Annotated in this window: 13 protein-coding genes, 26 tRNA genes, 2 rRNA genes, 1 riboswitch and 1 other annotated feature (1 of these 43 only partly in view); of the genes, 5 read left to right on the plus strand and 36 right to left on the minus strand. The window is 38.9% G+C overall.

The window, feature by feature from the left end; translation table 11 throughout:
• Positions 1–235 precede the first annotated feature (235 nt).
• From BR87_RS05255 to BR87_RS05275, 5 genes are all read right to left on the minus strand, one after another.
• Entirely contained in the window at positions 236–958 is a 723-nt protein-coding gene (locus BR87_RS05255) for a pseudouridine synthase (RefSeq protein WP_035029575.1), read from the minus strand.
• Between the two features lie 74 nt (positions 959–1,032).
• Complete coding sequence (locus tag BR87_RS05260) at positions 1,033–2,700, minus strand: putative polysaccharide biosynthesis protein (protein WP_035029578.1); 1,668 nt, start codon at positions 2,698–2,700, stop codon at positions 1,033–1,035.
• Positions 2,701–2,886: 186 nt separating this feature from the next.
• Positions 2,887–5,304 carry a leucine--tRNA ligase gene (gene leuS / locus BR87_RS05265; RefSeq protein WP_035029580.1) on the minus strand — a complete coding sequence of 806 codons (2,418 nt, stop codon included), beginning with the start codon at positions 5,302–5,304 and terminating at the stop codon, positions 2,887–2,889.
• 79 nt (positions 5,305–5,383) lie between these two features.
• Positions 5,384–5,605: a binding site (T-box leader), on the minus strand.
• A gap of 274 nt (positions 5,606–5,879) precedes the next feature.
• Entirely contained in the window at positions 5,880–9,401 is a 3,522-nt protein-coding gene (locus BR87_RS13480) for a LysM peptidoglycan-binding domain-containing protein (RefSeq protein WP_051929688.1), read from the minus strand.
• Positions 9,402–9,725: 324 nt separating this feature from the next.
• Positions 9,726–9,980: a hypothetical protein gene (locus BR87_RS05275; RefSeq protein ID WP_035029581.1), complete on the minus strand. Its 255-nt coding sequence runs from the start codon at positions 9,978–9,980 to the stop codon at positions 9,726–9,728.
• A 279-nt stretch (positions 9,981–10,259) separates the two neighbouring features.
• Here BR87_RS05275 and BR87_RS05280 point away from each other — a divergent pair, with 279 nt between their 5' ends.
• The 4 genes from BR87_RS05280 to mnmM all read left to right on the plus strand — a co-directional run bounded on the left by BR87_RS05280 (position 10,260) and on the right by mnmM (position 13,322).
• Entirely contained in the window at positions 10,260–10,892 is a 633-nt protein-coding gene (locus BR87_RS05280; RefSeq protein ID WP_035029583.1) for a DUF1700 domain-containing protein, read from the plus strand.
• Positions 10,889–11,839 carry a DUF4097 family beta strand repeat-containing protein gene (locus BR87_RS05285; RefSeq protein WP_035029585.1) on the plus strand — a complete coding sequence of 317 codons (951 nt, stop codon included), beginning with the start codon at positions 10,889–10,891 and terminating at the stop codon, positions 11,837–11,839. The genes BR87_RS05280 and BR87_RS05285 overlap by 4 nt, the downstream gene beginning before the upstream one ends.
• Before the next feature lie 147 nt (positions 11,840–11,986).
• Positions 11,987–12,661, plus strand: coding sequence for a phosphatase PAP2 family protein (locus BR87_RS05290; RefSeq protein ID WP_035029587.1), 675 nt, complete (start codon positions 11,987–11,989; stop codon positions 12,659–12,661).
• 97 nt (positions 12,662–12,758) lie between these two features.
• On the plus strand, positions 12,759–13,322 hold the full coding sequence (mnmM, locus tag BR87_RS05295; protein ID WP_035029589.1) for a tRNA 5-(aminomethyl)-2-thiouridylate-methyltransferase MnmM: 564 nt from the start codon (positions 12,759–12,761) through the stop codon (positions 13,320–13,322).
• 52 nt (positions 13,323–13,374) lie between these two features.
• On the opposite strand, the gene BR87_RS05300 is transcribed toward mnmM, so the two are convergent.
• Positions 13,375–14,850 (minus strand): MDR family MFS transporter, encoded by a 1,476-nt coding sequence (locus BR87_RS05300; protein ID WP_035029591.1) that lies wholly within the window; start codon positions 14,848–14,850, stop codon positions 13,375–13,377.
• 95 nt (positions 14,851–14,945) lie between these two features.
• Positions 14,946–16,136 carry a methionine adenosyltransferase gene (gene metK, locus BR87_RS05305; RefSeq protein ID WP_035029593.1) on the minus strand — a complete coding sequence of 397 codons (1,191 nt, stop codon included), beginning with the start codon at positions 16,134–16,136 and terminating at the stop codon, positions 14,946–14,948.
• Positions 16,134–16,223: riboswitch (SMK box riboswitch) on the minus strand. Its footprint overlaps the gene before it by 3 nt.
• A gap of 283 nt (positions 16,224–16,506) precedes the next feature.
• Between metK and BR87_RS05310 the strand changes: the two genes are divergently transcribed.
• A complete protein-coding gene (locus BR87_RS05310) occupies positions 16,507–17,334 on the plus strand; it encodes a hypothetical protein (protein WP_035029595.1) in 828 nt (275 codons plus the stop codon).
• A 123-nt stretch (positions 17,335–17,457) separates the two neighbouring features.
• Here BR87_RS05310 and BR87_RS12835 read toward each other — a convergent pair whose 3' ends face one another.
• The 29 genes from BR87_RS12835 to BR87_RS05455 all read right to left on the minus strand — a co-directional run.
• A complete protein-coding gene (locus tag BR87_RS12835) occupies positions 17,458–18,636 on the minus strand; it encodes an IS110 family RNA-guided transposase (protein ID WP_084683569.1) in 1,179 nt (392 codons plus the stop codon).
• 359 nt (positions 18,637–18,995) lie between these two features.
• Positions 18,996–19,067, minus strand: a tRNA-Glu gene (locus BR87_RS05320).
• A 28-nt stretch (positions 19,068–19,095) separates the two neighbouring features.
• A tRNA-Ile gene (locus BR87_RS05325) sits at positions 19,096–19,169 on the minus strand.
• Between the two features lie 11 nt (positions 19,170–19,180).
• Positions 19,181–19,251 (minus strand) — tRNA-Gly (locus tag BR87_RS05330).
• An 8-nt stretch (positions 19,252–19,259) separates the two neighbouring features.
• A tRNA-Phe gene (locus BR87_RS05335) sits at positions 19,260–19,332 on the minus strand.
• A 12-nt stretch (positions 19,333–19,344) separates the two neighbouring features.
• Positions 19,345–19,417, minus strand: a tRNA-Asp gene (locus tag BR87_RS05340).
• Positions 19,418–19,458: 41 nt separating this feature from the next.
• Positions 19,459–19,531 (minus strand) — tRNA-Met (locus BR87_RS05345).
• 77 nt (positions 19,532–19,608) lie between these two features.
• Positions 19,609–19,681: transfer RNA gene (locus BR87_RS05350), tRNA-Met, on the minus strand.
• 21 nt (positions 19,682–19,702) lie between these two features.
• Positions 19,703–19,792, minus strand: a tRNA-Ser gene (locus tag BR87_RS05355).
• 51 nt (positions 19,793–19,843) lie between these two features.
• A tRNA-Glu gene (locus tag BR87_RS05360) sits at positions 19,844–19,915 on the minus strand.
• 9 nt (positions 19,916–19,924) lie between these two features.
• Positions 19,925–20,012: transfer RNA gene (locus tag BR87_RS05365), tRNA-Ser, on the minus strand.
• A 25-nt stretch (positions 20,013–20,037) separates the two neighbouring features.
• Positions 20,038–20,111 (minus strand) — tRNA-Ile (locus BR87_RS05370).
• A gap of 7 nt (positions 20,112–20,118) precedes the next feature.
• Positions 20,119–20,189: transfer RNA gene (locus BR87_RS05375), tRNA-Gly, on the minus strand.
• Between the two features lie 4 nt (positions 20,190–20,193).
• Positions 20,194–20,266 (minus strand) — tRNA-Asp (locus tag BR87_RS05380).
• Between the two features lie 41 nt (positions 20,267–20,307).
• Positions 20,308–20,380, minus strand: a tRNA-Met gene (locus BR87_RS05385).
• A gap of 21 nt (positions 20,381–20,401) precedes the next feature.
• Positions 20,402–20,491, minus strand: a tRNA-Ser gene (locus BR87_RS05390).
• A 65-nt stretch (positions 20,492–20,556) separates the two neighbouring features.
• A tRNA-Ile gene (locus BR87_RS05395) sits at positions 20,557–20,630 on the minus strand.
• 19 nt (positions 20,631–20,649) lie between these two features.
• Positions 20,650–20,723 (minus strand) — tRNA-Met (locus tag BR87_RS05400).
• Between the two features lie 20 nt (positions 20,724–20,743).
• Positions 20,744–20,816: transfer RNA gene (locus BR87_RS05405), tRNA-Ala, on the minus strand.
• Between the two features lie 11 nt (positions 20,817–20,827).
• A tRNA-Pro gene (locus BR87_RS05410) sits at positions 20,828–20,901 on the minus strand.
• A gap of 48 nt (positions 20,902–20,949) precedes the next feature.
• Positions 20,950–21,023: transfer RNA gene (locus tag BR87_RS05415), tRNA-Arg, on the minus strand.
• Positions 21,024–21,031: 8 nt separating this feature from the next.
• A tRNA-Leu gene (locus tag BR87_RS05420) sits at positions 21,032–21,120 on the minus strand.
• Positions 21,121–21,171: 51 nt separating this feature from the next.
• Positions 21,172–21,243 (minus strand) — tRNA-Gly (locus BR87_RS05425).
• 4 nt (positions 21,244–21,247) lie between these two features.
• A tRNA-Thr gene (locus tag BR87_RS05430) sits at positions 21,248–21,323 on the minus strand.
• Between the two features lie 20 nt (positions 21,324–21,343).
• A tRNA-Leu gene (locus tag BR87_RS05435) sits at positions 21,344–21,428 on the minus strand.
• A gap of 39 nt (positions 21,429–21,467) precedes the next feature.
• A tRNA-Lys gene (locus BR87_RS05440) sits at positions 21,468–21,540 on the minus strand.
• Between the two features lies 1 nt (position 21,541).
• Positions 21,542–21,617, minus strand: a tRNA-Val gene (locus tag BR87_RS05445).
• Positions 21,618–21,643: 26 nt separating this feature from the next.
• A 5S ribosomal RNA gene (gene rrf / locus BR87_RS05450) occupies positions 21,644–21,759 on the minus strand.
• A gap of 91 nt (positions 21,760–21,850) precedes the next feature.
• Positions 21,851–24,031, minus strand: a 23S ribosomal RNA gene (locus BR87_RS05455) (it continues 741 nt past the right edge of the window).

Below are 24,031 nucleotides of genomic sequence, written 5' to 3' on the forward strand. Positions count from 1 at the left end.
AGTCGTTCTTTTGGGACAAACTTCCTGCTTTCTAGCCTTTGTCTGTCCATGAACCGTTCTTCCGGGACAAACTTTCTGCTTTCTAGCCTTTGTTTGTCCATGAACTGCTCTTTCGGGACAAACTTCTTGTTTTTTGGTCTTGGTTTGTCCATGAACTGCTCTTTTGGGACAAACTTCCTACTTTCTGGCCTTTGTTTGTCCATGAACCGTTCTTTCGGGACAAACGCTCCTTAATTTAGTTAATTGATTTCAAAAGTTCGATTTCTACTTCAGTCAACTTGCGATACTTTCCCAAAGCCAATGTTTCGTCTAACTTTAAAGGCCCCATCGTTACTCGTTTTAAATAAAGTACTTTTTTATTCACTGCTTTAAACATGCGTTTAACTTGGTGAAATTTTCCTTCATGGATAGTTACTTGAATGGTTGAAGTTTGTTTATCAGAATCGATGCCAGTCAGCGTTAAATGAGCTGATCGGCAGATAAAACCATCATCTAAAATGATGCCATCTGCAAATGCTTGGATATCTGCTTCATCAACGATTCCTTCAATAACTGCTTCATAACATTTATCTACTTCTTTTTTTGGAGACAATAAATTATGTGCTAACTTGCCGTCATTAGTAATCAATAACAAACCTTCTGTATCTTTATCTAAACGACCTACTGGAAAGGGATGTAGTAAACGGTCTTGCGGCGCAAGTAAATCAATCACCGTTTTATGCAGATTATCTTCTGTTGCGCTGATTACACCTTGTGGTTTATGCAGCATAAAATAACAAAAAGCTTGGAATTTTACCACTTCACCAGAAACTGTTACCTGATCCTTTTCAGGATCAATTTGAATTTTTCCATCTTTCACCAAACGATTATTAACCGTTATTTGTTTGCCTTTCAACAATTCTTTCGCTTCTTTTCTAGAACCATATCCTGTATGTGCTAAAAATTTATCCAACCGCATCTTATTGTCTCCAATCTTTATCATATTAAAAGAACTAGTCAGCACCTCTAACAGCTGCTAACTAGTTCTTGCCATTATTTGATTCTTAATTTTCTTCTTAACCCTGCTACTCGACTGCCTAATAAACGATCAGCTAGTCGTACTTTTAAAGTAGCATATAAATAAAAAATCCCGCCGACTGTTGCTGAAACACCCATATTGATCAATGATCCCATCCGGTCTTTAGAGTCAATAAACTGATACATTCCTTTTTGTATAAGGAAAACAATCAGCGCCATGGCGGAAGTTATCAATACCATTAATAAAATACGTCTGAACAATCGATTGAAGTCTAAGTGCGTCATTTTATAAATGGTACGCAGCATTAAATAAATTGTTACGCCAAAACCAACTATATTTGAGACCAGCATCCCATAAGTGTGGAAAAGATACAGTAATGGAAATTGTGTAACTAATTTAACTACTAAACCAATTACCATTGCAGTTAGCGCTGGTTTTGTTTGATTGGCTGCTTGAAGTGTTGACCCCAGTAAGACGAACAAGCCTAAAAAGATACTCATATAAGAAGACAATTGTAAAATATTTGTCCCAAAGGCGCTATAACCATAAAAAACGGTATAGAGTGGTTTTGAAACTACTGCCATTCCAATTGCAGCGGGCAACATAATAAAGAAAAACAATTGAATGCTGTCGCTTAACTGATTTCTTACATCTTTCATTTTATCTTTAGCTAGTAATTCTGCAATCAAAGGAACAGAAGTAATCGCCATTGAACTGGCCAAAGAAATAACAATCATAATGAGTTTGTTTGCATTTCCTGCAGCAACGGCATAATTATTTTCAATTTGCTTCGCTGTCATCTCACCGACCCTATTCATGATCGGTGCAAATGTAAATTGATCAATCAGTTGAAACAGTGTGATTCCTGACGCGATAATAGTGAAAGGGATCGCTGTTTTAATAATGGATTTTAAAATATCATTAGTCGAAACTTGTATTTTATTTTTACTATTGGCCACGTGAAAATCCAACTCGGGCTTTTTCCGCCAAATAATATACAGTAAATATAAAATACTAAACAAAGCTCCGATAAATGCTCCAAAAGTAGAAGCAGATACAGCATCAACTACTTCTCCATTCATGACAATCCGGATAATGTATACTGCCGCCAACATAAAAATAACGCGGCCTAGCTGTTCAATGAATTGTGAAATAGCAGATGGTGCCATTGTATTGTGACCTTGAATAAAGCCACGAGTGACACTCATACAAGGGATAATCAATAACGCCCAACTTAAGGAGCGAATAACTTGTGTTCCATCACTTACTGAAGCAGTTGGACTATTAGCAGCAATAAATGGAGCAATCAAATACATGACCGCTGCTGAAACAATTCCTGTGACCGCCATCAGCTGTAGTCCTTTTTTATAAATGTCACGACTAACTTGATATTCCCCTAAAGCATTGTAATAAGAAACTTGTTTAGCGATAGCAGATGGTACGCCAGCTGTTGCAATATATAAAAATAATGCATAAGGGGTATAACCTACCATATATAAGGCGTTTGCAGAAGTCGCTACATCTTGTGTCCCCATCCAAGCCATCCAAGGGATAATATATAACGCACCTAAAAGACGAGATAAAATACTGCCGCCTGTCATCCAAGCAGAGCCGCTGACCATTTTGTCTCTTGAACTTTTTTCGTCAATTTTCTTATTTTCATTTATAGTATCATTTGACATTTTCCATACCCTACTCTCATACTTTTATGTACTAATGTTTATTCTACTTCTTTACCATTTTGGTTGCAATGCCTTTACTGGCAGTCACCATGATATTTACCAAAACTTAATTTTCTCTTTTGCTTTTATCTTTTTCTCCAAAAGAAGAGCTGCTGTTTTAGTACCCCAGCAGCTTCTACTCTTCTATTAGTTTGCAACAATATTAACTAATTTCCCAGGTACTACGATCACTTTTCGAATCGTTTTTCCGGCAATAGCGTCTTTTATTTTTTCATTATTCATGGCTAAAGTTTCTAACTCATCTTTACTGATTTCTTTTGCTGCTTGAGCTTTAGCTTTCAACTTCCCGTTTACTTGGAAAACAACTTCAATTTCATCTTGAACTAAGAAAGCTTCATCATATGTTGGCCAAGCTACATAAGAAATTCCCGCATCGCTTCCTGTTAACATCGCCCACAATTCTTCACCTAAATGAGGAGCTACGGGTGCTAATAATTGGACAAAGCCTTTGATGTAATCAACTGGCAAAGCTTTAGCTTTATACGCTTCATTTACAAATACCATCATTTGAGAAATAGCTGTATTAAAGCGAAGGTGTTCAAAATCTTCAGTAACTTTTTTAACTGTTTGATGGTAAACCACATCTAAGCTTCCATCATTAAAAGTCGTTATGCGATCGCGAACTTTCCCTTCTTCATCTACGATCAAACGCCAAACACGGTCTAAGAATTTGCGGCTGCCTTCTAGTCCATTTTCGCTCCAAGCAATGGATGCATCTAAAGGTCCCATAAACATTTCATACATACGCAAAGTATCTGCTCCATATTTTTCTACCACATCATCAGGGTTTACCACATTTCCTTTTGATTTAGACATTTTTTCGTTATTGTCTCCTAGAATCATTCCTTGATTAAATAATTTTTGGAATGGTTCTTTATTCGGAACAACACCAAGATCATATAAGAATTTATACCAGAAACGCGCATACAACAAGTGCAATACCGCATGTTCTGCTCCGCCTATATAAATATCTACTGGCAACCATTCTTTTAATTTTTCAGGATCAGCCAACATTTTTTTATTTTTCGGATCAATAAAACGCAAGAAATACCAAGAGCTTCCAGCCCATTGTGGCATTGTATTTGTGTCACGACGTCCTTTCAAACCTGTTTCAGGGTCTACTACATTGACCCAATCTGTAATATTAGCTAAAGGGGATTCGCCCGTACCACTTGGTTTTATTTGTTCTGTTTTAGGCAGCAATAAAGGCAGTTCTTCTTCTGGCAAAGTTGTTGCAGTTCCATCTTCCCAATGAATAACGGGAATCGGCTCACCCCAATATCGTTGACGCGCAAATAACCAGTCGCGTAATCGATACGTAGTCTCTTGTTTTCCTACACTCTTTTCCTCTAGCCATTCATTCATCTTAACAATCGCAGCTTCTTTGTCCAATCCATTTAAGAAATCAGAATTAATATGCGGGCCGTCTTCTTGGAAAGCTTCTTTTTCAATATTTCCGCCTTCTAAAACTGGAACAATAGCTAAATCAAATGTTTTAGCAAATTCATAATCTCGTTGATCATGAGCTGGAACGGCCATAATCGCACCTGTACCATAGGAAGCTAAAACATAATCAGCGATCCAAATAGGCATTTTTTCCCCATTAGCGGGATTGATTGCATAAGCTCCTGTAAATACTCCCGTTTTTTCTTTGCTTAAATCTGTTCGATCTAAGTCACTTTTTAAACTCACTTTTTCAATATAAGCTTTAACTTCTGCCTTTTGTTTTGCTGTTGTGATTTTTTCTACTAAATCTAATTCAGGTGCCAACACACAATAAGTAGCTCCAAATAAAGTATCAGGGCGAGTAGTAAAAACAGTAAATTCTTCATTCGTATCTTGAACACTGAACACTACATTTGCTCCAACTGATTTTCCAATCCAATTGCGCTGCATATCTTTGATACTTTCAGGCCAATCAACTAATTCTAAATCTTCCAATAAACGTTCAGCATAAGCTGTGATTTTCAACATCCATTGTTTCATCGGTTTACGGAAAACAGGATGACCACCGCGTTCACTTTTTCCATCGATCACTTCTTCATTAGCTAAAACAGTGCCTAATGCCGGGCACCAGTTTACTGCTACTTCTGCTTCATAAGCCAGCCCCTTTTCATATAACTTTGTGAAAATCCATTGTGTCCATTTAAAGAAATCAGGGTCTGTTGTATTTATCTCTCGTTCCCAGTCATAACTAAAACCAAGAGAGTTGATTTGCCGTCGGAACGTTTCAATATTGTGTGCAGTAAATTCTGCCGGATCATTACCAGTATCAAGCGCATATTGCTCAGCCGGCAGTCCAAAAGCATCCCACCCCATTGGGTGCAAAACATTGTAATCTTGTGCTCGTTTCATCCGAGAAAGGATATCTGTTGCGGTATATCCTTCAGGGTGTCCTACATGTAATCCTTGACCAGATGGATAAGGGAACATATCTAAGGCATAAAATTTTTCTTTTTCCGAGTCTTCTGCTGTTCGGAATGTTTTATTGGTTTTCCAGTAATCTTGCCACTTTTTTTCAATCGTTTTATGATTAAAACTCATATCATTCTGCCTTCTTTCTGTATTTTCTCTTTTAATAAAAAAAATCGTCTTATGAGCGCGCAGATAAACTATCTGTTGCTCATAGGACGATTAAACATTTCATTGATCGTGGTACCACCTATATTTTCTACTATTTTGTAGACTCATCTTACCTTTAACGCAGGCGTTACGGCTTTACCTACTGTACTCTTTCAGTAAAGCAACATCCAAGGCGAGTTCAAAATTTTTCTTTATGCATTTCCACCAACCATGCACTCTCTTTAAAAGAAGTATTTCTACTATTCCTTTTCTTTGTTTTTAAACTATTGGTTTCATTCTATCAAATAAACGTTCTTTGGGCAATAGTAAAATACCCTTTAAGCTCTTATTCAAAAAGCATTCTACGGTCAGGAGTAGATTATTTCTTAATTTGCTCACTTCATCAGCCGTACCTGGTTCTTCCTTTCCGACCAACACATATACTAGTTAGGCCGGAAAAGTTTGTTCATACCAGTGCAGAAAAACCAGTAACCACCATATAATAGGAGCTTAAACGACGAGTCTCCTCTAGGTTTAAGCCCCTATCCTCATTCTATTTACTTTTTAGTCAAAAGAACTTGATCTATAAAAATGACGTCTGTTTTTAGGTAATTCCATTCTTTTAAATCTGCTACTGAAACAGTTAAACGATTAGCAATATCCCACAGCGTATCGCCGCTTTTTACAATATAGCTAGCTTGGTTAGTTGTATTTACTTTTTCATTAACAGTTGAAACTGGAGTAACCGGAGTATTGGTTTGTTTTCCAACTTTTACATTTAAAGATTGACCAACATAAATCGTATCATTGTTTAATTTATTCCAGGATTTCAAATCTGATACCGTAACGCCATATTTTAAACTAATAGCAGATAACGTATCGCCGCTTTTGACAGTATAACCAACGGAAAGATTTGAAGCAGTTGTATCTGGACTAGCGACGGTTTCTTTTGTACTTGTAGAAGAACTGCCTTTAATTGCTAATGCTTGACCAACATAAATGGCATCAGATTTTAAATTGTTCCAAGTTTTCAAGTTGGCTACTGAAACGCCTTTGCTATTCGCAATTCCCCATAAAGAATCTCCGCTTTTTACTGTATAAGAAGAAATCGTTGTATTAGTGGAATTAGAACTAGTAGATCCGCTTCCTGTATTCGTAGTTGGTGATGTTACTGTCCCGCCTTGAATCTTCAAGCTTTGGCCGACATAAATCGTATCAGTTGTTAAGTTGTTCCATGATTTCAAATTCGTAACTGAAACGCCTTTGCTGTCTGCGATTCCCCACAACGTATCGCCGCTCTTCACTGTATAGGAAGAAGTTGTTGTGTTAGAAGATACCGTATTACTTGACGTTGAGCTATTATTAGCTGAATTAGTACCACCTTGAATTTTCAAGTTTTGACCAACATAAATCGTATCGGATTTCAAGTTGTTCCATGATTTCAAATTCGCAACTGAAACGCCTTTACTGTTTGCGATTCCCCATAAAGAATCTCCGCTTTTTACTGTATAAGAAGAAGTCGTTGTGTTGCCAGAATTAGAACTAGTAGATCCGCTTCCTGTATTTGAAGTTGGTGGTGTTACTGTACCGCCTTGAATCTTCAAGCTTTGACCAACATAAATCGTATCGGTTTGCAAGTTATTCCATGATTTCAAATTCGCAACTGAAACGCCTTTGCTGTCTGCGATTCCCCATAACGTATCGCCGCTCTTCACCGTATAAGAAGAAGTTGTTGTATTAGTGGAATTGGAACTAGTAGATCCGTTTCCTGTATTTGTAGTTGGTGGTGTTACTATTCCGCCTTGAATCTTCAAGTTTTGGCCAACGTAAATCGTATCGGATTTCAAGTTGTTCCATGATTTCAAATTCGCAACTGAAACGCCTTTACTGTTTGCGATTCCCCATAAAGAATCTCCGCTTTTTACTGTATAAGAAGAAGTCGTTGTGTTGCCAGAATTAGAACTAGTAGATCCGCTTCCTGTATTCGTAGTTGGTGGTGTTACTGTACCGCCTTGAATCTTCAAGCTTTGGCCAACGTAAATCGTATCGGATTTCAAGTTGTTCCATGATTTCAAATTCGCAACTGAAACGCCTTTACTGTTTGCGATTCCCCATAACGTGTCGCCACTCTTCACTGTATAGGAAGAAGTCACTGTATTGGAATTTTCAGGAACCGTTGGAGCAGGATTTGGATTAGCAGGTACTGAAGGAGCCGTTACATTTCCACCAGTGTAGCCTCTATCAAATCTTGTTAAATCATAATTTTTAATAATTGCATTTAGTTTAGAAGCGTAAGAAGGATCGGTAGCATAACGACCTTGAAGCCAAGCCGTTGCTTCTGAATAATTATTAGTATTACTCATCCATGCACCTGAATAATAGCCATTGTCCCAATTCGTTCCATTTTTCAATAAGTTTGCATTATCTTGTAAAGACTCTGCATGAGATGGGTATTTTTTAAAGTTCTGCGGGATATAGATCCAGCCGCCACTTGCACTGTATTCTGAAGTATACATTGTTACAGATTGTCCATTATAACTGCCTTTGATTCCAAATAAATTATGGTTTGGAGAAGCAGACAATTTACTAGAACCCCAGCCACTTTCCAAAGCTGCTTGCGCAATCATAATTGAAGCATATAAATCATTTTTAGGTGCAACTTTAGCTGCATACGCTCCAATAAATTCCACAAATTCAGCATTCGACATGGTTTGAATTGCCTTATTCGTATTTAAAGCTGTTGTTGCTGCTGTTGCTGCTTTTACAGTTTCAGCTGCAGCTTTATTTACGGACAATACTTGTCCTGCATGAATCAAATCAGAAGATAATTTATTCCAGCTCTTTAAATCAGCTACAGAAACTCCATTTGCTTTAGCAATTTTATTTAATGTATCACCAGATTTAATGACGTATGTTTTTGAGTTCTCCATGGCTTTAGCTGCTTTTTCTTTTGCTGCTTTTTCTTTTGCCGCTTTTTCTTGAGCTGCCTTTTCTTTAGCTGCTTTTTCTTTTGCTGCTTTGTCTTTTGCCGCTTTTTCTTTTTCTGCTTTTTCTTTTTCTGCTTTTTCTTTTGCTGCTTTTTCTTTTGCTGTTTTTTCTTTTGCTGCTTTTTCTTGTGCTGCTTTTTCTTGAGCTGCTTTTTCTTGTGCTGCTTTTTCTTGAGCTGCTTTTTCTTGTGCTGCTTTGTCTTGTGCTGCTTTTTCTTGAGCCGCTTTGTCTTGTGCTGCTTTTTCTTGAGCTGCCTCTGTCAGTTCTGCAGTTTTATCAACTGAGCTACTTTCTTCAGCAACATCTTCATTTATTTCATCTGCTTCAATTGTCACTTTTTCTGTTTCAGTCGTTTTATTTGTTGAATCTGCTACAACTGTTTCTTTTGCTGTTTCGTTCACCATAGCATCAGTTTTCATTTGTTCTGGTTCTTTCACTTCTTCTGTTTCTTGTGTACTTTCTTCTTCAGATATGACATCTTTTTCTGCAGTTAATTGATATGTATCTGCTGTTTTATTTTCTTCTACTTGTGAATCTAACAGAATTTCGTTGTTTTCAGCATGAGAAGTTTCTGCAAGTGATTCCTCAGAAGCAATTGTTCCTTCTTCTGTCAGCTGTTCAGTATCTTTCACATCTTCTTGTGAAGAACTTAATGCTTCTGTAATTAACTCATCAATTTCTTCACTGCTTAGTTTTTCAAAGTCCAAACTTTCAAAAGCTTCAGCTGTCAATAATTTTTTTAATTCTGTTACTTTTTGGTCTTTTTCAATGACCGATTCTTCCGACAGAACTTCTTTACTGTTCTCTTTTGGATTTGCTGATGAAGCAGCTGTTTCGACAGCAGTTTCTGTACCTTCTGCAGCAACTTCTGGTTTATTTTCTAACTGGTCTTCTAAAGTTTTATTACTTGTTTTAGCTAAATCATTAGCACTAGCAGATGCTGAAAAAGAAGGAAAGGCCAATAAGCTAACTAATAAAGTTGTACTTAACACTGCTGTCCCTCTTTTATACACAGCACTTGACTGATTCATTTGTCCAAACAACTTCTTACTACCTGTAGCGACGATTCTTTCTTTTCTAGTTTTTTCCAATGCTATACCTCCTGATTTAAACGATTCCCTCGATTATACTCAAACAATTTAATCGTGAAAACTACTTATTCTTAATCCTTCTCCTATTATAGCCTTGTGTAAGCTGTTTTAATAGAACTATCCAGCTCCATGACCATTTTTTAATATACGTTACACAAACGTAATATTTCTTATGTAAATAACAATCCGCCTTTTAGATAAAAAAGAGGATGAAACAAAAGTCCCACCCATTTTTTCTGTTTCTTATTCATTTTTCTTAAATGCAATCCCAAGATAGACACGAGCTTAAAAAACTTTTTCCGCTCTCTTTCTCATATTTTGAAATTAAGTATATTGAGGGTCGACCAACCAATCAAAATCCAACAAATAATTTACTTCTTTTTGAAATGGCAGCCAAATCTCAGCTTCTTTAATGTTCATTATTGCTTCCCAAAAAATCACATCTGCTTGTTGTTGTTTTGTTGTTTTAATTTTTACTAATTGGTTAGCTTCTGTTTGCAAGATTATATTTGGAAACTCAATACTTTTTATTTGACCAGAACCAATAGTTTCTAAATTTTCCACGTCATCTATGAGCATTTTGTTACACCCCTATCTTCTAGCTAATATTAGTGTACCTAATAGTTATTAAGGATTTAATAAGGAAGTGTGAATTCTTTGTTGTTTTTTAAACGCACCTTTTTGCTTTCTCAACTTCAAGACTGATAACGCTCTGAGACTTAAGGCTTATTTATCGTTATTGCTATTGTGATAGGTTATATCAGGCGGTATAGTATCTTAGAAAGAGCTATAAGAAGTTGTGATTTTTCAAAAAAACTAATGTATTGAAAAAATATTTTATAAGAAAGAGGCAAAATGATGAATCAAGAACACTTTTTAATTGAGTTAAAATTAAATTTGGTTGATTTACCACAGCAAGAAGTACTAAAGATTTTATCCCATTATCAAGAAAAATTTAGACTTGGTTTAGACGCTGGAAAGTCTGAAGAGCAAATTGCAAAAGAACTAGGCCATCCCAGCCGATTAGCCGCTACCATCTTAACTGATCGAGGCCTGCCGCCTCATCTAAAAGAAGACCATTATAGCCAAGGCGACTGGGTTGAATTCGAAACCCAACACAAAACTCCAAAGCAAAAAAAGGATTATCCCAAAAACAATTTTTCTCCATTCATTTATTTTGTCAGAGCGGTGTTCATTATTGGAGTCAATCTAGTTATTTTGTCTATTCCCTTTGTCTCTCTTCTATTTTTACTTTTTGGGGCATGGATCTCTGGAATCGTATTGATTTTTGCACCCGTAGTCGGTATTCTCGGACTAATTAATGTTGTATCAGCTGCTACATTATTTCAATTATTCATCTCTATTTTATTGTGCGGACTTGGCTTATTTGTCACTGTTATTTGCTATTTTCTCACTTCCTTTTCACTTAAGCTGTTCAGACGCTATTTTTCATGGTCAATTCGGATGATTTCAGGAGGTTCTCAAGCATGAAGAAAAAAATGAGAGCACTTATTATTTTAAGTTTTCTTTTTATTATCGTTGGAAGTATTGGGGCAGTTCTTACATACGCAAAAGCCTATGACTCAATCTACGTCACTCAGCAAGAAACAATTTCCGTTAACGGTATTAAAAAAATCAACCTTACAGGCTCTTCAGCCACTATACAAGTCGCTAAAACTCATTCAAAAGAGCTATCTGTTAAAATTGAAGGACTGGATACCAACGCAACAGCTTATCAATTGAGTTCTTCTAAGAAGGGGGATCAGTTAAACTTAGCTATTAAAGAACATAAGCAACGTTCGAATACAGTTTTAGATTTTTTGCAGTTTGAAAATGTTCGCATTACACTTGAAGTACCTGAGTCCATCGATTTGTTGGCTCTTGATACCACTGCCGGCACAATTTCAGTCGACCATTTAGCTTTATCAGATTTAATGATCACTACAGATAGCGGAGATGTGTCTGTAGCAGAAAGCCAATTAGCGAATTTATCTATACAAACTTCTGCGGGGACAACGTATTTGAATCAATCCACTATTCAAAAGGTAGCAGTTGATTCAGATTCAGGATCTACCTATTTTAATGAAGTGATTGCTAAAGAAACAGCCGTTACAACTGATTCAGGACAAATTGATTTTTCTCAAGTAACTGGAAGCTTATCTGCACAAGCAGATACAGGCACGATTTCTTTAGCCAACCATACGCTTAACCAAGAAACAGCATTTACAACGCATTTTGGAACGATCTCTGTTACCGCAGAACAGCTTCCTTCTGATGTATTAATAACTACTTCCACCAACTTAGGCAGTGTTTCGCTTTTCGATAAGTCTGTGCCCACTGCTCAATTTGGAGCAGGCAGCCACTCCATGCAATTAAAAACAGATACAGGCGATATTTCTGTGTTAACAGAGCAAGAAGAAGAGTTTGAAAACAATTAATTATCCTTTTTTCTCATTTTTTAAGTGATGATGTCTCCCAAATTTGTGCAGATAAAAATGTTGTGGTAAAATGAGTACTTGTTTCAAACAATTTTGTTTTGTTTAATTTAACTTCATGTAAAAAATATTAGTAGAAAGTATGAGAACATGCATACAAAAAAATTCGTTTCACAAGCACCTTATTTTACAAGCTTTTTATTGTTTTTTTTATTCAGTATGGTTGCTTTTGGGCTCTATGTTCAAGCAGATTGGATACACTCTTTTGATCAATTTATTAGTCAGCCTATTTTAGACCAACGAGCTGAAAATAAAACAACTTTTTTTATCGCCTTTACGCACTTGGGCAGTGTGACAGCCATAGTTTTATCGATTGTTTTTTTCAGCTCTTTTTTATTCTGGCGAACGAAACAGTTAGGTATAGCTTTTTGGTTTGCATTACAAGCTCTTTTAGGAGCAGGTTTGCTAAATCACTATGTTAAAGAAATTTTCCAGAGGCAGCGCCCAACAATTAAACACTTAGTTGTGCAAGGCGGCTATAGTTTTCCCAGCGGCCACTCCATGGGATCATTGATTTGCTACGGCGGAATTGCTTTTCTGCTCATTCAGCTCACTAGACGTTCCATCTGGAAAAGATGCATTTTATTTTTTACAGCTGTACTTGTCTTCTTAATCGGTATCAGTCGAATATACGTGGGCGTCCATTTCCCTTCTGATGTTTTAGGCGGATACTTATTAGGTGGAGCTTGGTTATTCTTAATGATTGCACTTTACCCAAGGTGGCTGCACTGGTTTAATAAGCGAACTTCTCCGCATAGTGAATAAAATTGTGCCACTTGAATCGTTTCAAGTGGTATTTTTTTGCGTTAAAAATTGAAATGTTCATGTTAAGATAGAATTCGAAAGATAGGAGGATACCAAAATGATTGAAAATGCTATGCGTTACAGTCATATATTATTAAAAAATACTGTTATACCGGGAGATACGGTTATTGATGCTACCGTCGGAAATGGCGGAGATACCATTTTGTTAGCCACTTTAGTAGGAAAGACCGGTAAAGTTTATGGTTTCGATATCCAACCACAGGCTCTGCAAACCACCAAAGAAAAGCTTCTTTTAACAGGGTTAGGCGAACAAGTTGATCTTTATTTGCAAGGTCATGAGACTTTAAAAAGCGTAGTCCCTGCAAAAACAGAAATCGCTGCGGCGATTTTTAATTTAGGTTACTTGCCAAAAAGCGATAAGAAAATCATTACAAAAGGAGAAACAACGATTCAAGCAATCCATGCCATCCTGCCTATGCTGCGAAAAGGCGGTTTGGTTCTATTGGTGATTTATTCTGGGCATCAAGGAGGCCAGACAGAAAAAGAAGCTGTTTTAGCATTTACTGAACAATTGCCCCAACAATTTTTTAACGTCTTGTATTATGGATTTATCAATCAACGCAACGATCCGCCCTTTTTACTCATAATTGAAAAAAAGTAATCAAATAAAGAACTGTTGGCAGTAATGAAACACTGTCAGCAGTTCTTTATACTTAAATCACATTTTCTTTTTTTGCAAACTGATTGAATACTAAAGCAAGTACAACAGTAATAAATCCATAGATAAAAACATGGTGAATGCCATCATATAAAATTGTTCTCAGGGTTGGCAATAACTCTGGATCCAAGTGAATCGCTGTCAATGGATTGATTAGTTCGTTCATCATTTTGCTTTCCACACCTTTTGATTGATGAACTTGCAGTTGTTCTGCCATTTTATTATTCAAAACAATTCCATAAAGAGAGATCATAATGGTTTGTCCTAAAATCCGAAATAGTGTATTTACCGATGTAGCGATACCGATTTGATTTTTAGGAACAACATTCTGGATTGTAACGGTTGTGGTTGTAATCGTTAATCCCATACCTAATCCAATGAGTGCAGTAACTAAAAGAAAAACGTAAAAAGGCGTTGTGAAAGGTAGTAAAGTTAGAATCAAAGCACTGATACTTACAATTAGCAAGCTAGTCGTTAAAATAGTTTTAACCGGCCGTTTAAGCATCATTTGTCCAGCTATAAAAGATCCTACGATCCAAGTAAGCGACATTGGTGTGATTGCAAATCCTCCCATTGCGGCTTTTAATCCTTTTAAACCTTGCATCCACATAGGAATATAAACATCTACTCCTATTAAAAATCCACTGACTAAGGCAGCAGCTAAATTTTGAATAACAAAAGTCCGGCTACTAAACAAACTTAGCGGTAAAATAGGATCGGCTGCACGTTTTTCTGCAAATATAAAAACAGCGAAACAAATCAATGAGGCAGCGAACCAGACCAACATAGAAAGCTTAAATACTTCTGTATCTCCTATTATTTGAATACCATATAATAAGAACAATAAAGTGCCTGTTAAAGAAATGCTTCCTAAATAATCAACGGCTTTTCTTTCATACGTAAACTCTTCGTGTAAAAAAGATAAAAACAGCAAAATAGTGATGATTCCAATAGGAACATTGATATAAAAAATCCAGTGCCAGCTTAAATTATCCACTAGGAATCCACCGAACAAAGGTCCAAAAATTCCTGCTACTCCCCAGGCTGCTCCATTTAACCCCATTACTTTTGCACGTTTTTCTATCGGATAAATATCAGCAATAACTGTTGATGTTACCGGCATGATTGCACCGGCTCCTATCCCTTGAATAGCTCTAAATAATATCAGCTGAGTCATTGTCTGTGAAAGTCCACATAAAGAAGAACCAATTACAAAAATAAGCAATCCTGCTATCAAAATAGGTTTCCGACCGATCATATCTGATAATTTCCCATAAATAGGTGTCATAATAGCATTAGTTAATAAATAAATCGAGAAGACCCAGTTCATAATGGCCATTCCTTCAAGGCTGCCGATAATCGTCGGCATAGCTGTTGAAACAATCGTTCCTTCCACAGCCGTCATAAATGTCGCCACAAAAATCGCAATCGTTACGATCGTTACATTTGTTTGTTTTTTATTTTTTTCCATATTTACCTCCAATTAAATTATTTTATAGTTAATTTTTCTTATGCGTATATGTAAAGCGCATCCTAACCCTCTTAAGATTAGAATACGCTCGTCGATTATAACGCTAAAGAATTTTTTAATGATTTGATTTTATCTGTCTTTTCCCAAGGCAAATCAATATCCGTTCTGCCAAAATGCCCGTAAGCAGCTGTTTTTTTATAAATAGGTCTTTGAAGATCCAGCATTTTTATAATTCCAGCTGGTCGCAAGTCAAAGTTCGCTCTTACTGCAGCAATTAAATTAGCTTCGCTCTCAGTTCCCGTTCCAAAAGTATCGATGGCGATGGATACTGGATGTGCGACACCAATAGCATAAGCTAGTTGAACTTCACATTTTTCAGCTAAACCTGCTGCTACAATATTTTTAGCGATATAACGAGCAGCATAACTAGCTGAACGGTCAACTTTCGTCGGATCTTTACCAGAAAATGCTCCGCCGCCATGACGAGCATATCCACCATACGTATCAACAATGATTTTACGTCCAGTCAAGCCCGAATCTCCTTGCGGCCCGCCAATCACAAAACGGCCAGTTGGATTAATAAAGTATTTTGTATTTTCATCTAATAATTCTTTTGGAATAACGTGATTGATGACTAATTCCATCATATCTTTTTTCAATTCAGCAGTAGTTGTATCGGGATGATGCTGTGTACTGATCACTACTGTATCTACACGTAAAGGCTGGTTATTTTCATCGTATTCGATAGTTACTTGAGATTTAGCATCTGGTCTTAAATAATCAAGTGTTTTATCTTTTCTCAGTTCCGCCAGTCTTCTAACTAAACGATGGCTTAGCGAAATAGGCAGCGGCATCAATTCAGGCGTTTCATTGATTGCATAACCAAACATCAATCCTTGGTCTCCTGCTCCAATTTGATCCAGTTCATCTTCATTCATTGTTTTGTATTCAACTGAATCGTTTACGCCTTGAGCAATATCAGCAGATTGTTCATCAATCGCTACAATCACTGCACATGTATCGGCATCAAACCCAAACTTAGCTCTTGTATAACCAATATCACGAATGGTGTTACGAACAACTTTTTGAATATCCACATAAGTAGAGGTAGATATTTCACCAACCACTAATACTAGACCCGTTGTTACAGTTGTCTCGCATGCTACACGTGCATCTGGGTCTTTGGCAAGGATAGCATCTAAAATCGCATCGCTGATTTGGTCAGCAATTTTATCTGGATGTCCTTCTGATACTGATTCAGAAGTAAATAATCTTCTTTCTGTCATTTTTGTTCCCCCTTTAAATTTTCGGTTACAAGGCTTCTCCACTTTTTTTATCAAGCGAATCCTCTCGGGAATCCATTTGCAAACCTTATACATTTTAACACACTTCCCAGACTTTAGGTAAAGAATATTTTGATTTTAGAAAAGTTGATTAAAGGCCAGCCTAAGCACATATTATTTTCTTCATTTGACTAAAATCAGTTTCCTACTTAGAAAAATATTAAACTCTCAAATTTAGCACTAATGAGTAAGTGTGTCTTCTACTTCATATAACTTGCTACTTAATTTTTTCAAATTAATTTAACCTTATACTGTGTCTTCATGTAATTTTTGGTAAGATAGAAACGAGACGCAAGCGAAAGGAGTTTTACCGTTGAATAAATTTATTTATACACAATGGAGAGATTTTTTCTCCCACCCACTTTTTATTATTTTAGCAACTCCCCTGACCTACTTATTAACAGGTACCATTTATGCTGCCCAAATAGTTAAACTATCTCTTCTTCCTTTTTTTATGCTTTATCTTTTTATTCTAATCAACCAATTTTTAGAAAAGATGGCTGACAATTGGCTCCAAAAGCCTGAAAAGGTATTGACTTTTATTTTACTGGTGAGCGAAACGATTAATCTTTTAGTAATTATTTATTTTATTTCTTCTTTAAACGCTTTAATAGGCCTGCTTTTAGTGCTTTACAGCTTGTTGATTCAAGGACATTCTTATCTAATCAAAATTGGAATGGATTGGTTCTCCATTGTTATGCAAGCCATTTTTAAAGGTGGTATTTTAACTTATCTTAGTTTTTCTATTCAATTATCTTTTATTCCAAATACGCTTTTTTTATGGAGTATTCCCTTAATTGTTTTAGCACTACTGATAGAGTTAGGTAATTACCAATTAAAACTAGAACAAATAGCAGTTTTAGCACAAAAAACAATAGTTTCTGTTCAAAATTTGCATATTTTATTTATCGGCTTACTCGTACTCCTTTATTTGAGTAGTTTCTTTATATTATGGCCTACTTTCGGATATACTACCTTGTTTTTATTATTGAGTATACCGATGGCTGTAAAAGTAATGCGTTCTTCTCATTCCGTTAAAAAGGAAGAAATGAAACGTTCCTCACGACTTAAGCAATTATCTGCTTATTCCATTTTCTTCCTCTTAATATTTGCAGCTATTGTCAGTACTCGATTTTTCTGATTCTAAAAAAGACCATCAATACCTTTTTATAAGTATTGATGGTCTTTTTATTTGAAAAGAATTACCTTAAAAAAAGCAAAAAAAGACATACCATGCTATAATTAAGACAAGGAAATTTTTTAATTAATTGAGTGCTAGCTTCTGTTGCCGCAGACCTAGTGCTCTTTTTTCGTCATATGGTACTTTGTCATCTAAAATCTTATAAAGGATTCGTAGTAACTTGTGCCCACATGCCACAACTGCTTTTATTTTGGTTCCTTTGTTAGATACTCTGTGATATAACGATCGGAAAGCTGGATCACGTGACCTTCCGGCCATTCCACCACTAGTAATTAGGGCTGTTTTTAAATATTTATTACCTCTAGTTACTCTCGAAGATTTCTTCTTTCCTGCACTTTCATAAGAACCAGGTGAAAGTCCAGCCCATGAAGCTAAGTGGCTCACTGTCCTAAAGGCCTCTATACTTGGACCAATTTCTGCTAGGATAATCGCTGCACTATGTTGCTTCACACCAGGAATACTTTGGAGCAACTCATATTCCAGAGGAAAATGAGATAAAATATATTGTTCGATATCATGTTCTATTTTCTTGATTTTCTGAGTATAGAATTGATACTCATCTAACGAATCATCAAGCAATCGCCTATCTGTTAGAGATATTTTTCCATCCATTGCTTGAAGTATATCCTTGGAAGAAGCTTTCACTTTGCCATGTAAACAAGCTCCAACAGATTCAAGAGTTAAGACTTCACCATTTATAAATAATTGGAGCAAGGCTTGCCCAGTTTTTCCAAAGATATTACTTAAATAACCCGTCAACTTAATGTTAGATCGTTGAAGAATGTTGTGTAACTCATTCTTCGATTGGGTTCGTTTTTGAGTGTAGGATTGCCTACGGCGAGTCATTAGACGTAATTCCATAACTTCAGGTGCTGGAATATACGAGTTTTGAATTAAACCAACTCGTCCAAGTTGCGCAATCCATTCTGCATCCTTCATATCTGTTTTTCGACCAGGTACATTCTTAATATGTTCTGGATTTGCGAGAACCATATTTACATTTCCTTCGGAAAAGATATTAAACACCGGTACCCAATATTGTCCTGTACTTTCCATAAAAATATCAGTAACTTCATTTTCTTCTAACCATTCAAGTGCTTTCCGTAATTCACTAGTTCGAGTACCAAATATCTTATATGACTTTTTAGGTTTATTGGTGTCCAAAGGACCATCTAATATACAACATACAATTGTCTTCTGATGAACGTCGATTCCACAACATGTCTCAATCATAACTTCCATGATGAAAACCTCCATCAAATAATTTAGGAAACAGAACATTCTATAAAATATTGTAATTTTATTTTCACATTCTAAGATGTATTCGGCTTATCGCAAAAGATAAAATGTTCATCCAGTTTTTTATACAGGTTCGGCAAAACCCATTAAAGAATCGGATTAACGTTTCCTATGTTAATTATATGATACTCTCTCTTTTCTGTCATGGCTTAGATTGCGAAGCAATCATATAGTTTTTTATTCTCATTTTTAAATAAAAAAAGCAGCGTAAGCCCGTTAGACAGTGAATGTCGAAAAGAGCTCTATAATGCCCTATTAAAATAAAAAAACTTCTTAATTTTAAACATTAAGAAGTTGACGTATGACCCGTACGGGATTCGAACCCGTGATACCGCCGTGAAAGGGCGGTGTCTTAACCACTTGACCAACGGGCCTTTTAACTATATAAAAATAATGATTCAATGGGCCTAAATGGACTCGAACCATCGACCTCACGCTTATCAGGCGTGCGCTCTAACCAGCTGAGCTATAGGCCCATAAAAAAAAAAGCGGGTGACGAGAATCGAACTCGCATCAACAGCTTGGAAGGCTGTGGTTTTACCACTAAACTACACCCGCAAAAAAGGTGGCCCGGGACAGAATCGAACTGCCGACACCTTGAGCTTCAATCAAGTGCTCTACCAACTGAGCTACCGGGCCATATTCAATTAACGGTCTCGACGGGAATCGAACCCGCGATCTTCTGCGTGACAGGCAGACATGTTAACCCCTACACCACGAGACCTTTTTGCTTTTAACTAGTTTTATTTACTTTATCGTAAATAATTGCGGGGACAGGATTTGAACCTGTGACCTTCGGGTTATGAGCCCGACGAGCTGCCAGCTGCTCCACCCCGCGGTAATATTAAAATTATAGTTATCATAGAATCATTTTATTAAAAATTGTTAGGTTACATAACAATTTTTAATAAAAAATTGCGGGGACAGGACTTGAACCTGTGACCTTCGGGTTATGAGCCCGACGAGCTGCCAACTGCTCCACCCCGCGGTAATATTAAAAGGATAAATAAGGAGGATAAGAGATTCGAACTCTTGCGTGCTTTTACACACCTGACGGTTTTCAAGACCGTTCCCTTCAGCCAGACTTGGGTAATCCTCCACTTTTCTAGTTGATGAATAAATTGAATTAATAAGTAAACTACGTTACTTATGACCCGTACGGGATTCGAACCCGTGATACCGCCGTGAAAGGGCGGTGTCTTAACCACTTGACCAACGGGCCTTTAAAAAACGGAGAAGGAGGGATTCGAACCCTCGCGCCGCGTTAGCGACCTATACCCTTAGCAGGGGCACCTCTTGAGCCACTTGAGTACTTCCCCAAATTCCAATAAAAATATAGTACAATGGGCCTAAATGGACTCGAACCATCGACCTCACGCTTATCAGGCGTGCGCTCTAACCAGCTGAGCTATAGGCCCATAAAAAAGCGGGTGACGAGAATCGAACTCGCATCAACAGCTTGGAAGGCTGTGGTTTTACCACTAAACTACACCCGCAAAACGGTCTCGACGGGAATCGAACCCGCGATCTTCTGCGTGACAGGCAGACATGTTAACCCCTACACCACGAGACCTTTTTGCTTTTAACTAGTTTTATTTACTTTATCGTAAATAATTGCGGGGACAGGATTTGAACCTGTGACCTTCGGGTTATGAGCCCGACGAGCTGCCAGCTGCTCCACCCCGCGGTAATATTGAAATAATAAATAAGGAGGATAAGAGATTCGAACTCTTGCGTGCTTTTACACACCTGACGGTTTTCAAGACCGTTCCCTTCAGCCAGACTTGGGTAATCCTCCATAAAAATACAGTCTGTCCTATATACAGACAAGGTAATCAATCGTAATATGGCAATAACGATTAATGGACCTTGCAGGACTCGAACCTGCGACCGGACGGTTATGAGCCGTCTGCTCTAACCAACTGAGCTAAAGGTCCAAGCTCTTTTCAGTTGCAATAGCGGCGAAGGGGATCGAACCCCCGACCTCCCGGGTATGAACCGGACGCTCTAGCCAGCTGAGCTACACCGCCAAAATATTAAAAATTAAAAGTGGAGCCTAGCGGGATCGAACCGCTGACCTCCTGCGTGCAAGGCAGGCGCTCTCCCAGCTGAGCTAAGGCCCCAACATTTTAAATCGGGAAGACAGGATTCGAACCTGCGACCCCTTGGTCCCAAACCAAGTGCTCTACCAAGCTGAGCTACTTCCCGTATGCTGAAAATACTGGTGTTTCCACTTACTATTTATAAAAAATGGAATGCACCCAAGAGGAGTCGAACCTCTAACCGCCTGATTCGTAGTCAGGTACTCTATCCAATTGAGCTATGGGTGCTATATATATGGTGCCGAGGGCCGGAATCGAACCGGCACGGTGATCACTCACCGCAGGATTTTAAGTCCTGTGCGTCTACCTGTTCCGCCACCCCGGCATATAGAACAAGAGCTGATTTTTTCAAACCTGCTTACTAGTCGTCCTAGTAAGCGGAAGACGGGGTTCGAACCCGCGACCTCCACCTTGGCAAGGTGGCGTTCTACCACTGAACTACTTCCGCAAAATGGTGCCGGCTAAAGGAGTTGAACCCTCGACCCTCTGATTACAAATCAGATGCTCTACCAACTGAGCTAAGCCGGCTAATCAAATTAAAATCTAAATGGTGCGGGTGAAGGGACTTGAACCCCCACGTCTCTCGACGCTAGATCCTAAATCTAGTGCGTCTGCCAATTCCGCCACACCCGCTAAAATATGGCATAACTAGTCATCGGAAATGAATAGTTATGAGTCATGCAGGATTCGAACCTGCGACCCTCTGATTAAAAGTCAGATGCTCTACCAACTGAGCTAATGACTCATGGTGGAGGTTAACGGGATCGAACCGCTGACCCTCTGCTTGTAAGGCAGATGCTCTCCCAGCTGAGCTAAACCTCCATATGAGAAAAATTAAAATGTTCGATGCGCGGCAGCGTCCTACTCTCACAAAGGGAAACCCTTCACTACCATCGGCGCTAAGAAGCTTAACTGCTGTGTTCGGCATGGGAACAGGTGTGACCTTCTTGCCATTGCCACCGCACATCTTGCATATAAGAGAACGTTGTTCTCTCAAAACTGGGTATTGTTTACTGTAAAGTTGGTTTAAAACCGTTCGTTCACCGTTTAAAAAATTGGTTAAGTCCTCGACCGATTAGTATTGGTCCGCTCCATACATCACTGTACTTCCACTTCCAACCTATCTACCTGATCATCTCTCAGGGGTCTTACTCACTTACGTGATGGGAAATCTCATCTTGAGGGGGGCTTCACGCTTAGATGCTTTCAGCGTTTATCCCGTCCACACATAGCTACCCAGCAATGCCCTTGGCAGAACAACTGGTACACCAGCGGTGTGTCCATCCCGGTCCTCTCGTACTAAGGACAGCTCCTCTCAAATTTCCTGCGCCCGCGACGGATAGGGACCGAACTGTCTCACGACGTTCTGAACCCAGCTCGCGTACCGCTTTAATGGGCGAACAGCCCAACCCTTGGGACCGACTACAGCCCCAGGATGCGATGAGCCGACATCGAGGTGCCAAACCTCCCCGTCGATGTGGACTCTTGGGGGAGATAAGCCTGTTATCCCCAGGGTAGCTTTTATCCGTTGAGCGATGGCCCTTCCATGCGGAACCACCGGATCACTAAGCCCGACTTTCGTCCCTGCTCGACTTGTAGGTCTCGCAGTCAAGCTCCCTTCTGCCTTTACACTCTACGAATGATTTCCAACCATTCTGAGGGAACCTTTGGGCGCCTCCGTTACACTTTAGGAGGCGACCGCCCCAGTCAAACTGCCCGTCAGACACTGTCTCCCAGCCAGATCATGGCTGAGGGTTAGAGTGGTCATACAGCAAGGGTAGTATCCCACCATTGCCTCCACCAAGACTAGCGTCCTGGCTTCATTGGCTCCTACCTATCCTGTACAAGCTGTACAAACACTCAATATCAAACTGCAGTAAAGCTCCATGGGGTCTTTCCGTCCTGTCGCGGGTAACCTGCATCTTCACAGGTACTATAATTTCACCGAGTCTCTCGTTGAGACAGTGCCCAAATCATTACGCCTTTCGTGCGGGTCGGAACTTACCCGACAAGGAATTTCGCTACCTTAGGACCGTTATAGTTACGGCCGCCGTTTACTGGGGCTTCAATTCTGAGCTTCGCCTTACGGCTAACCCATCCTCTTAACCTTCCAGCACCGGGCAGGCGTCAGCCCCTATACGTCATCTTTCGATTTAGCAGAGACCTGTGTTTTTGATAAACAGTTGCTTGGGCCTATTCACTGCGGCTGACCAAATGGTCAGCACCCCTTCTCCCGAAGTTACGGGGTCATTTTGCCGAGTTCCTTAACGAGAGTTCTCTCGCACACCTTAGGATTCTCTCCTCGACTACCTGTGTCGGTTTGCGGTACGGGCAGATCGTTTCTCACTAGAAGCTTTTCTTGACAGTGTGACATCAGGAACTTCGGTACTTGATTTCCCTCCCCATCACAACTTGTCCTTAAGGGAATAAGCATTTGACTCATTCCCAGACTTATTGCTTGGACGTGCATATCCAACAGCACGTATTCCTTAGCCTACTGTGTCCCTCCATCGTTCAAACAAAACGAACTGGTACAGGAATCTCAACCTGTTGTCCATCGTCTACGCCTATCGGCCTCGACTTAGGTCCCGACTAACCCTGGGAGGACGAGCCTTCCCCAGGAAACCTTAGTCATTCGGTGGACGGGATTCTCACCCGTCTTTCGCTACTCATACCGGCATTCTCACTTCTAAGCGCTCCACCAGTCCTCACGGTCCAGCTTCGACGCCCTTAGAACGCTCTCCTACCATAGAACCAAAAGGTTCTATCCACAGCTTCGGTGTTCTGTTTAGCCCCGGTAAATTTTCGGCGCAGGGTCACTCGACTAGTGAGCTATTACGCACTCTTTAAATGATGGCTGCTTCTGAGCCAACATCCTAGTTGTCTAAGCAACCCCACATCCTTTTCCACTTAACAGAAACTTTGGGACCTTAGCTGGTGGTCTGGGCTGTTTCCCTCTCGACTACGGATCTTATCACTCGTAGTCTGACTCCCGGATATAAATCAATGGCATTCGGAGTTTATCTGAATTCGGTAACCCGAGAAGGGCCCCTAGTCCAAACAGTTGCTCTACCTCCATGATTCTAATTCCGAGGCTAGCCCTAAAGCTATTTCGGAGAGAACCAGCTATCTCCAAGTTCGATTGGAATTTCTCCGCTACCCACACCTCATCCCCGCATTTTTCAACATACGTGGGTTCGGTCCTCCAGTGCGTATTACCGCACCTTCAACCTGGA

The organism is Carnobacterium mobile DSM 4848 (assembly GCF_000744825.1).
In the GTDB taxonomy this organism is placed as follows: domain Bacteria; phylum Bacillota; class Bacilli; order Lactobacillales; family Carnobacteriaceae; genus Carnobacterium_A; species Carnobacterium_A mobile.

Excerpts from the sequence above, each read along its gene's own strand:
- BR87_RS05255 (WP_035029575.1), bottom strand. The coding sequence starts at position 958 with ATGCGGTTGGATAAATTTTTAGCACATACAGGATATGGTTCTAGAAAA.
- BR87_RS05260 (WP_035029578.1), bottom strand. The coding sequence starts at position 2,700 with ATGTCAAATGATACTATAAATGAAAATAAGAAAATTGACGAAAAAAGT.
- leuS (WP_035029580.1), bottom strand. The coding sequence starts at position 5,304 with ATGAGTTTTAATCATAAAACGATTGAAAAAAAGTGGCAAGATTACTGG.
- BR87_RS05275 (WP_035029581.1), bottom strand. The coding sequence starts at position 9,980 with ATGCTCATAGATGACGTGGAAAATTTAGAAACTATTGGTTCTGGTCAA.
- BR87_RS05280 (WP_035029583.1), top strand. The coding sequence starts at position 10,260 with ATGAATCAAGAACACTTTTTAATTGAGTTAAAATTAAATTTGGTTGAT.
- BR87_RS05285 (WP_035029585.1), top strand. The coding sequence starts at position 10,889 with ATGAAGAAAAAAATGAGAGCACTTATTATTTTAAGTTTTCTTTTTATT.
- BR87_RS05290 (WP_035029587.1), top strand. The coding sequence starts at position 11,987 with ATGCATACAAAAAAATTCGTTTCACAAGCACCTTATTTTACAAGCTTT.
- mnmM (WP_035029589.1), top strand. The coding sequence starts at position 12,759 with ATGATTGAAAATGCTATGCGTTACAGTCATATATTATTAAAAAATACT.
- BR87_RS05300 (WP_035029591.1), bottom strand. The coding sequence starts at position 14,850 with ATGGAAAAAAATAAAAAACAAACAAATGTAACGATCGTAACGATTGCG.
- metK (WP_035029593.1), bottom strand. The coding sequence starts at position 16,136 with ATGACAGAAAGAAGATTATTTACTTCTGAATCAGTATCAGAAGGACAT.
- BR87_RS12835 (WP_084683569.1), bottom strand. The coding sequence starts at position 18,636 with ATGGAAGTTATGATTGAGACATGTTGTGGAATCGACGTTCATCAGAAG.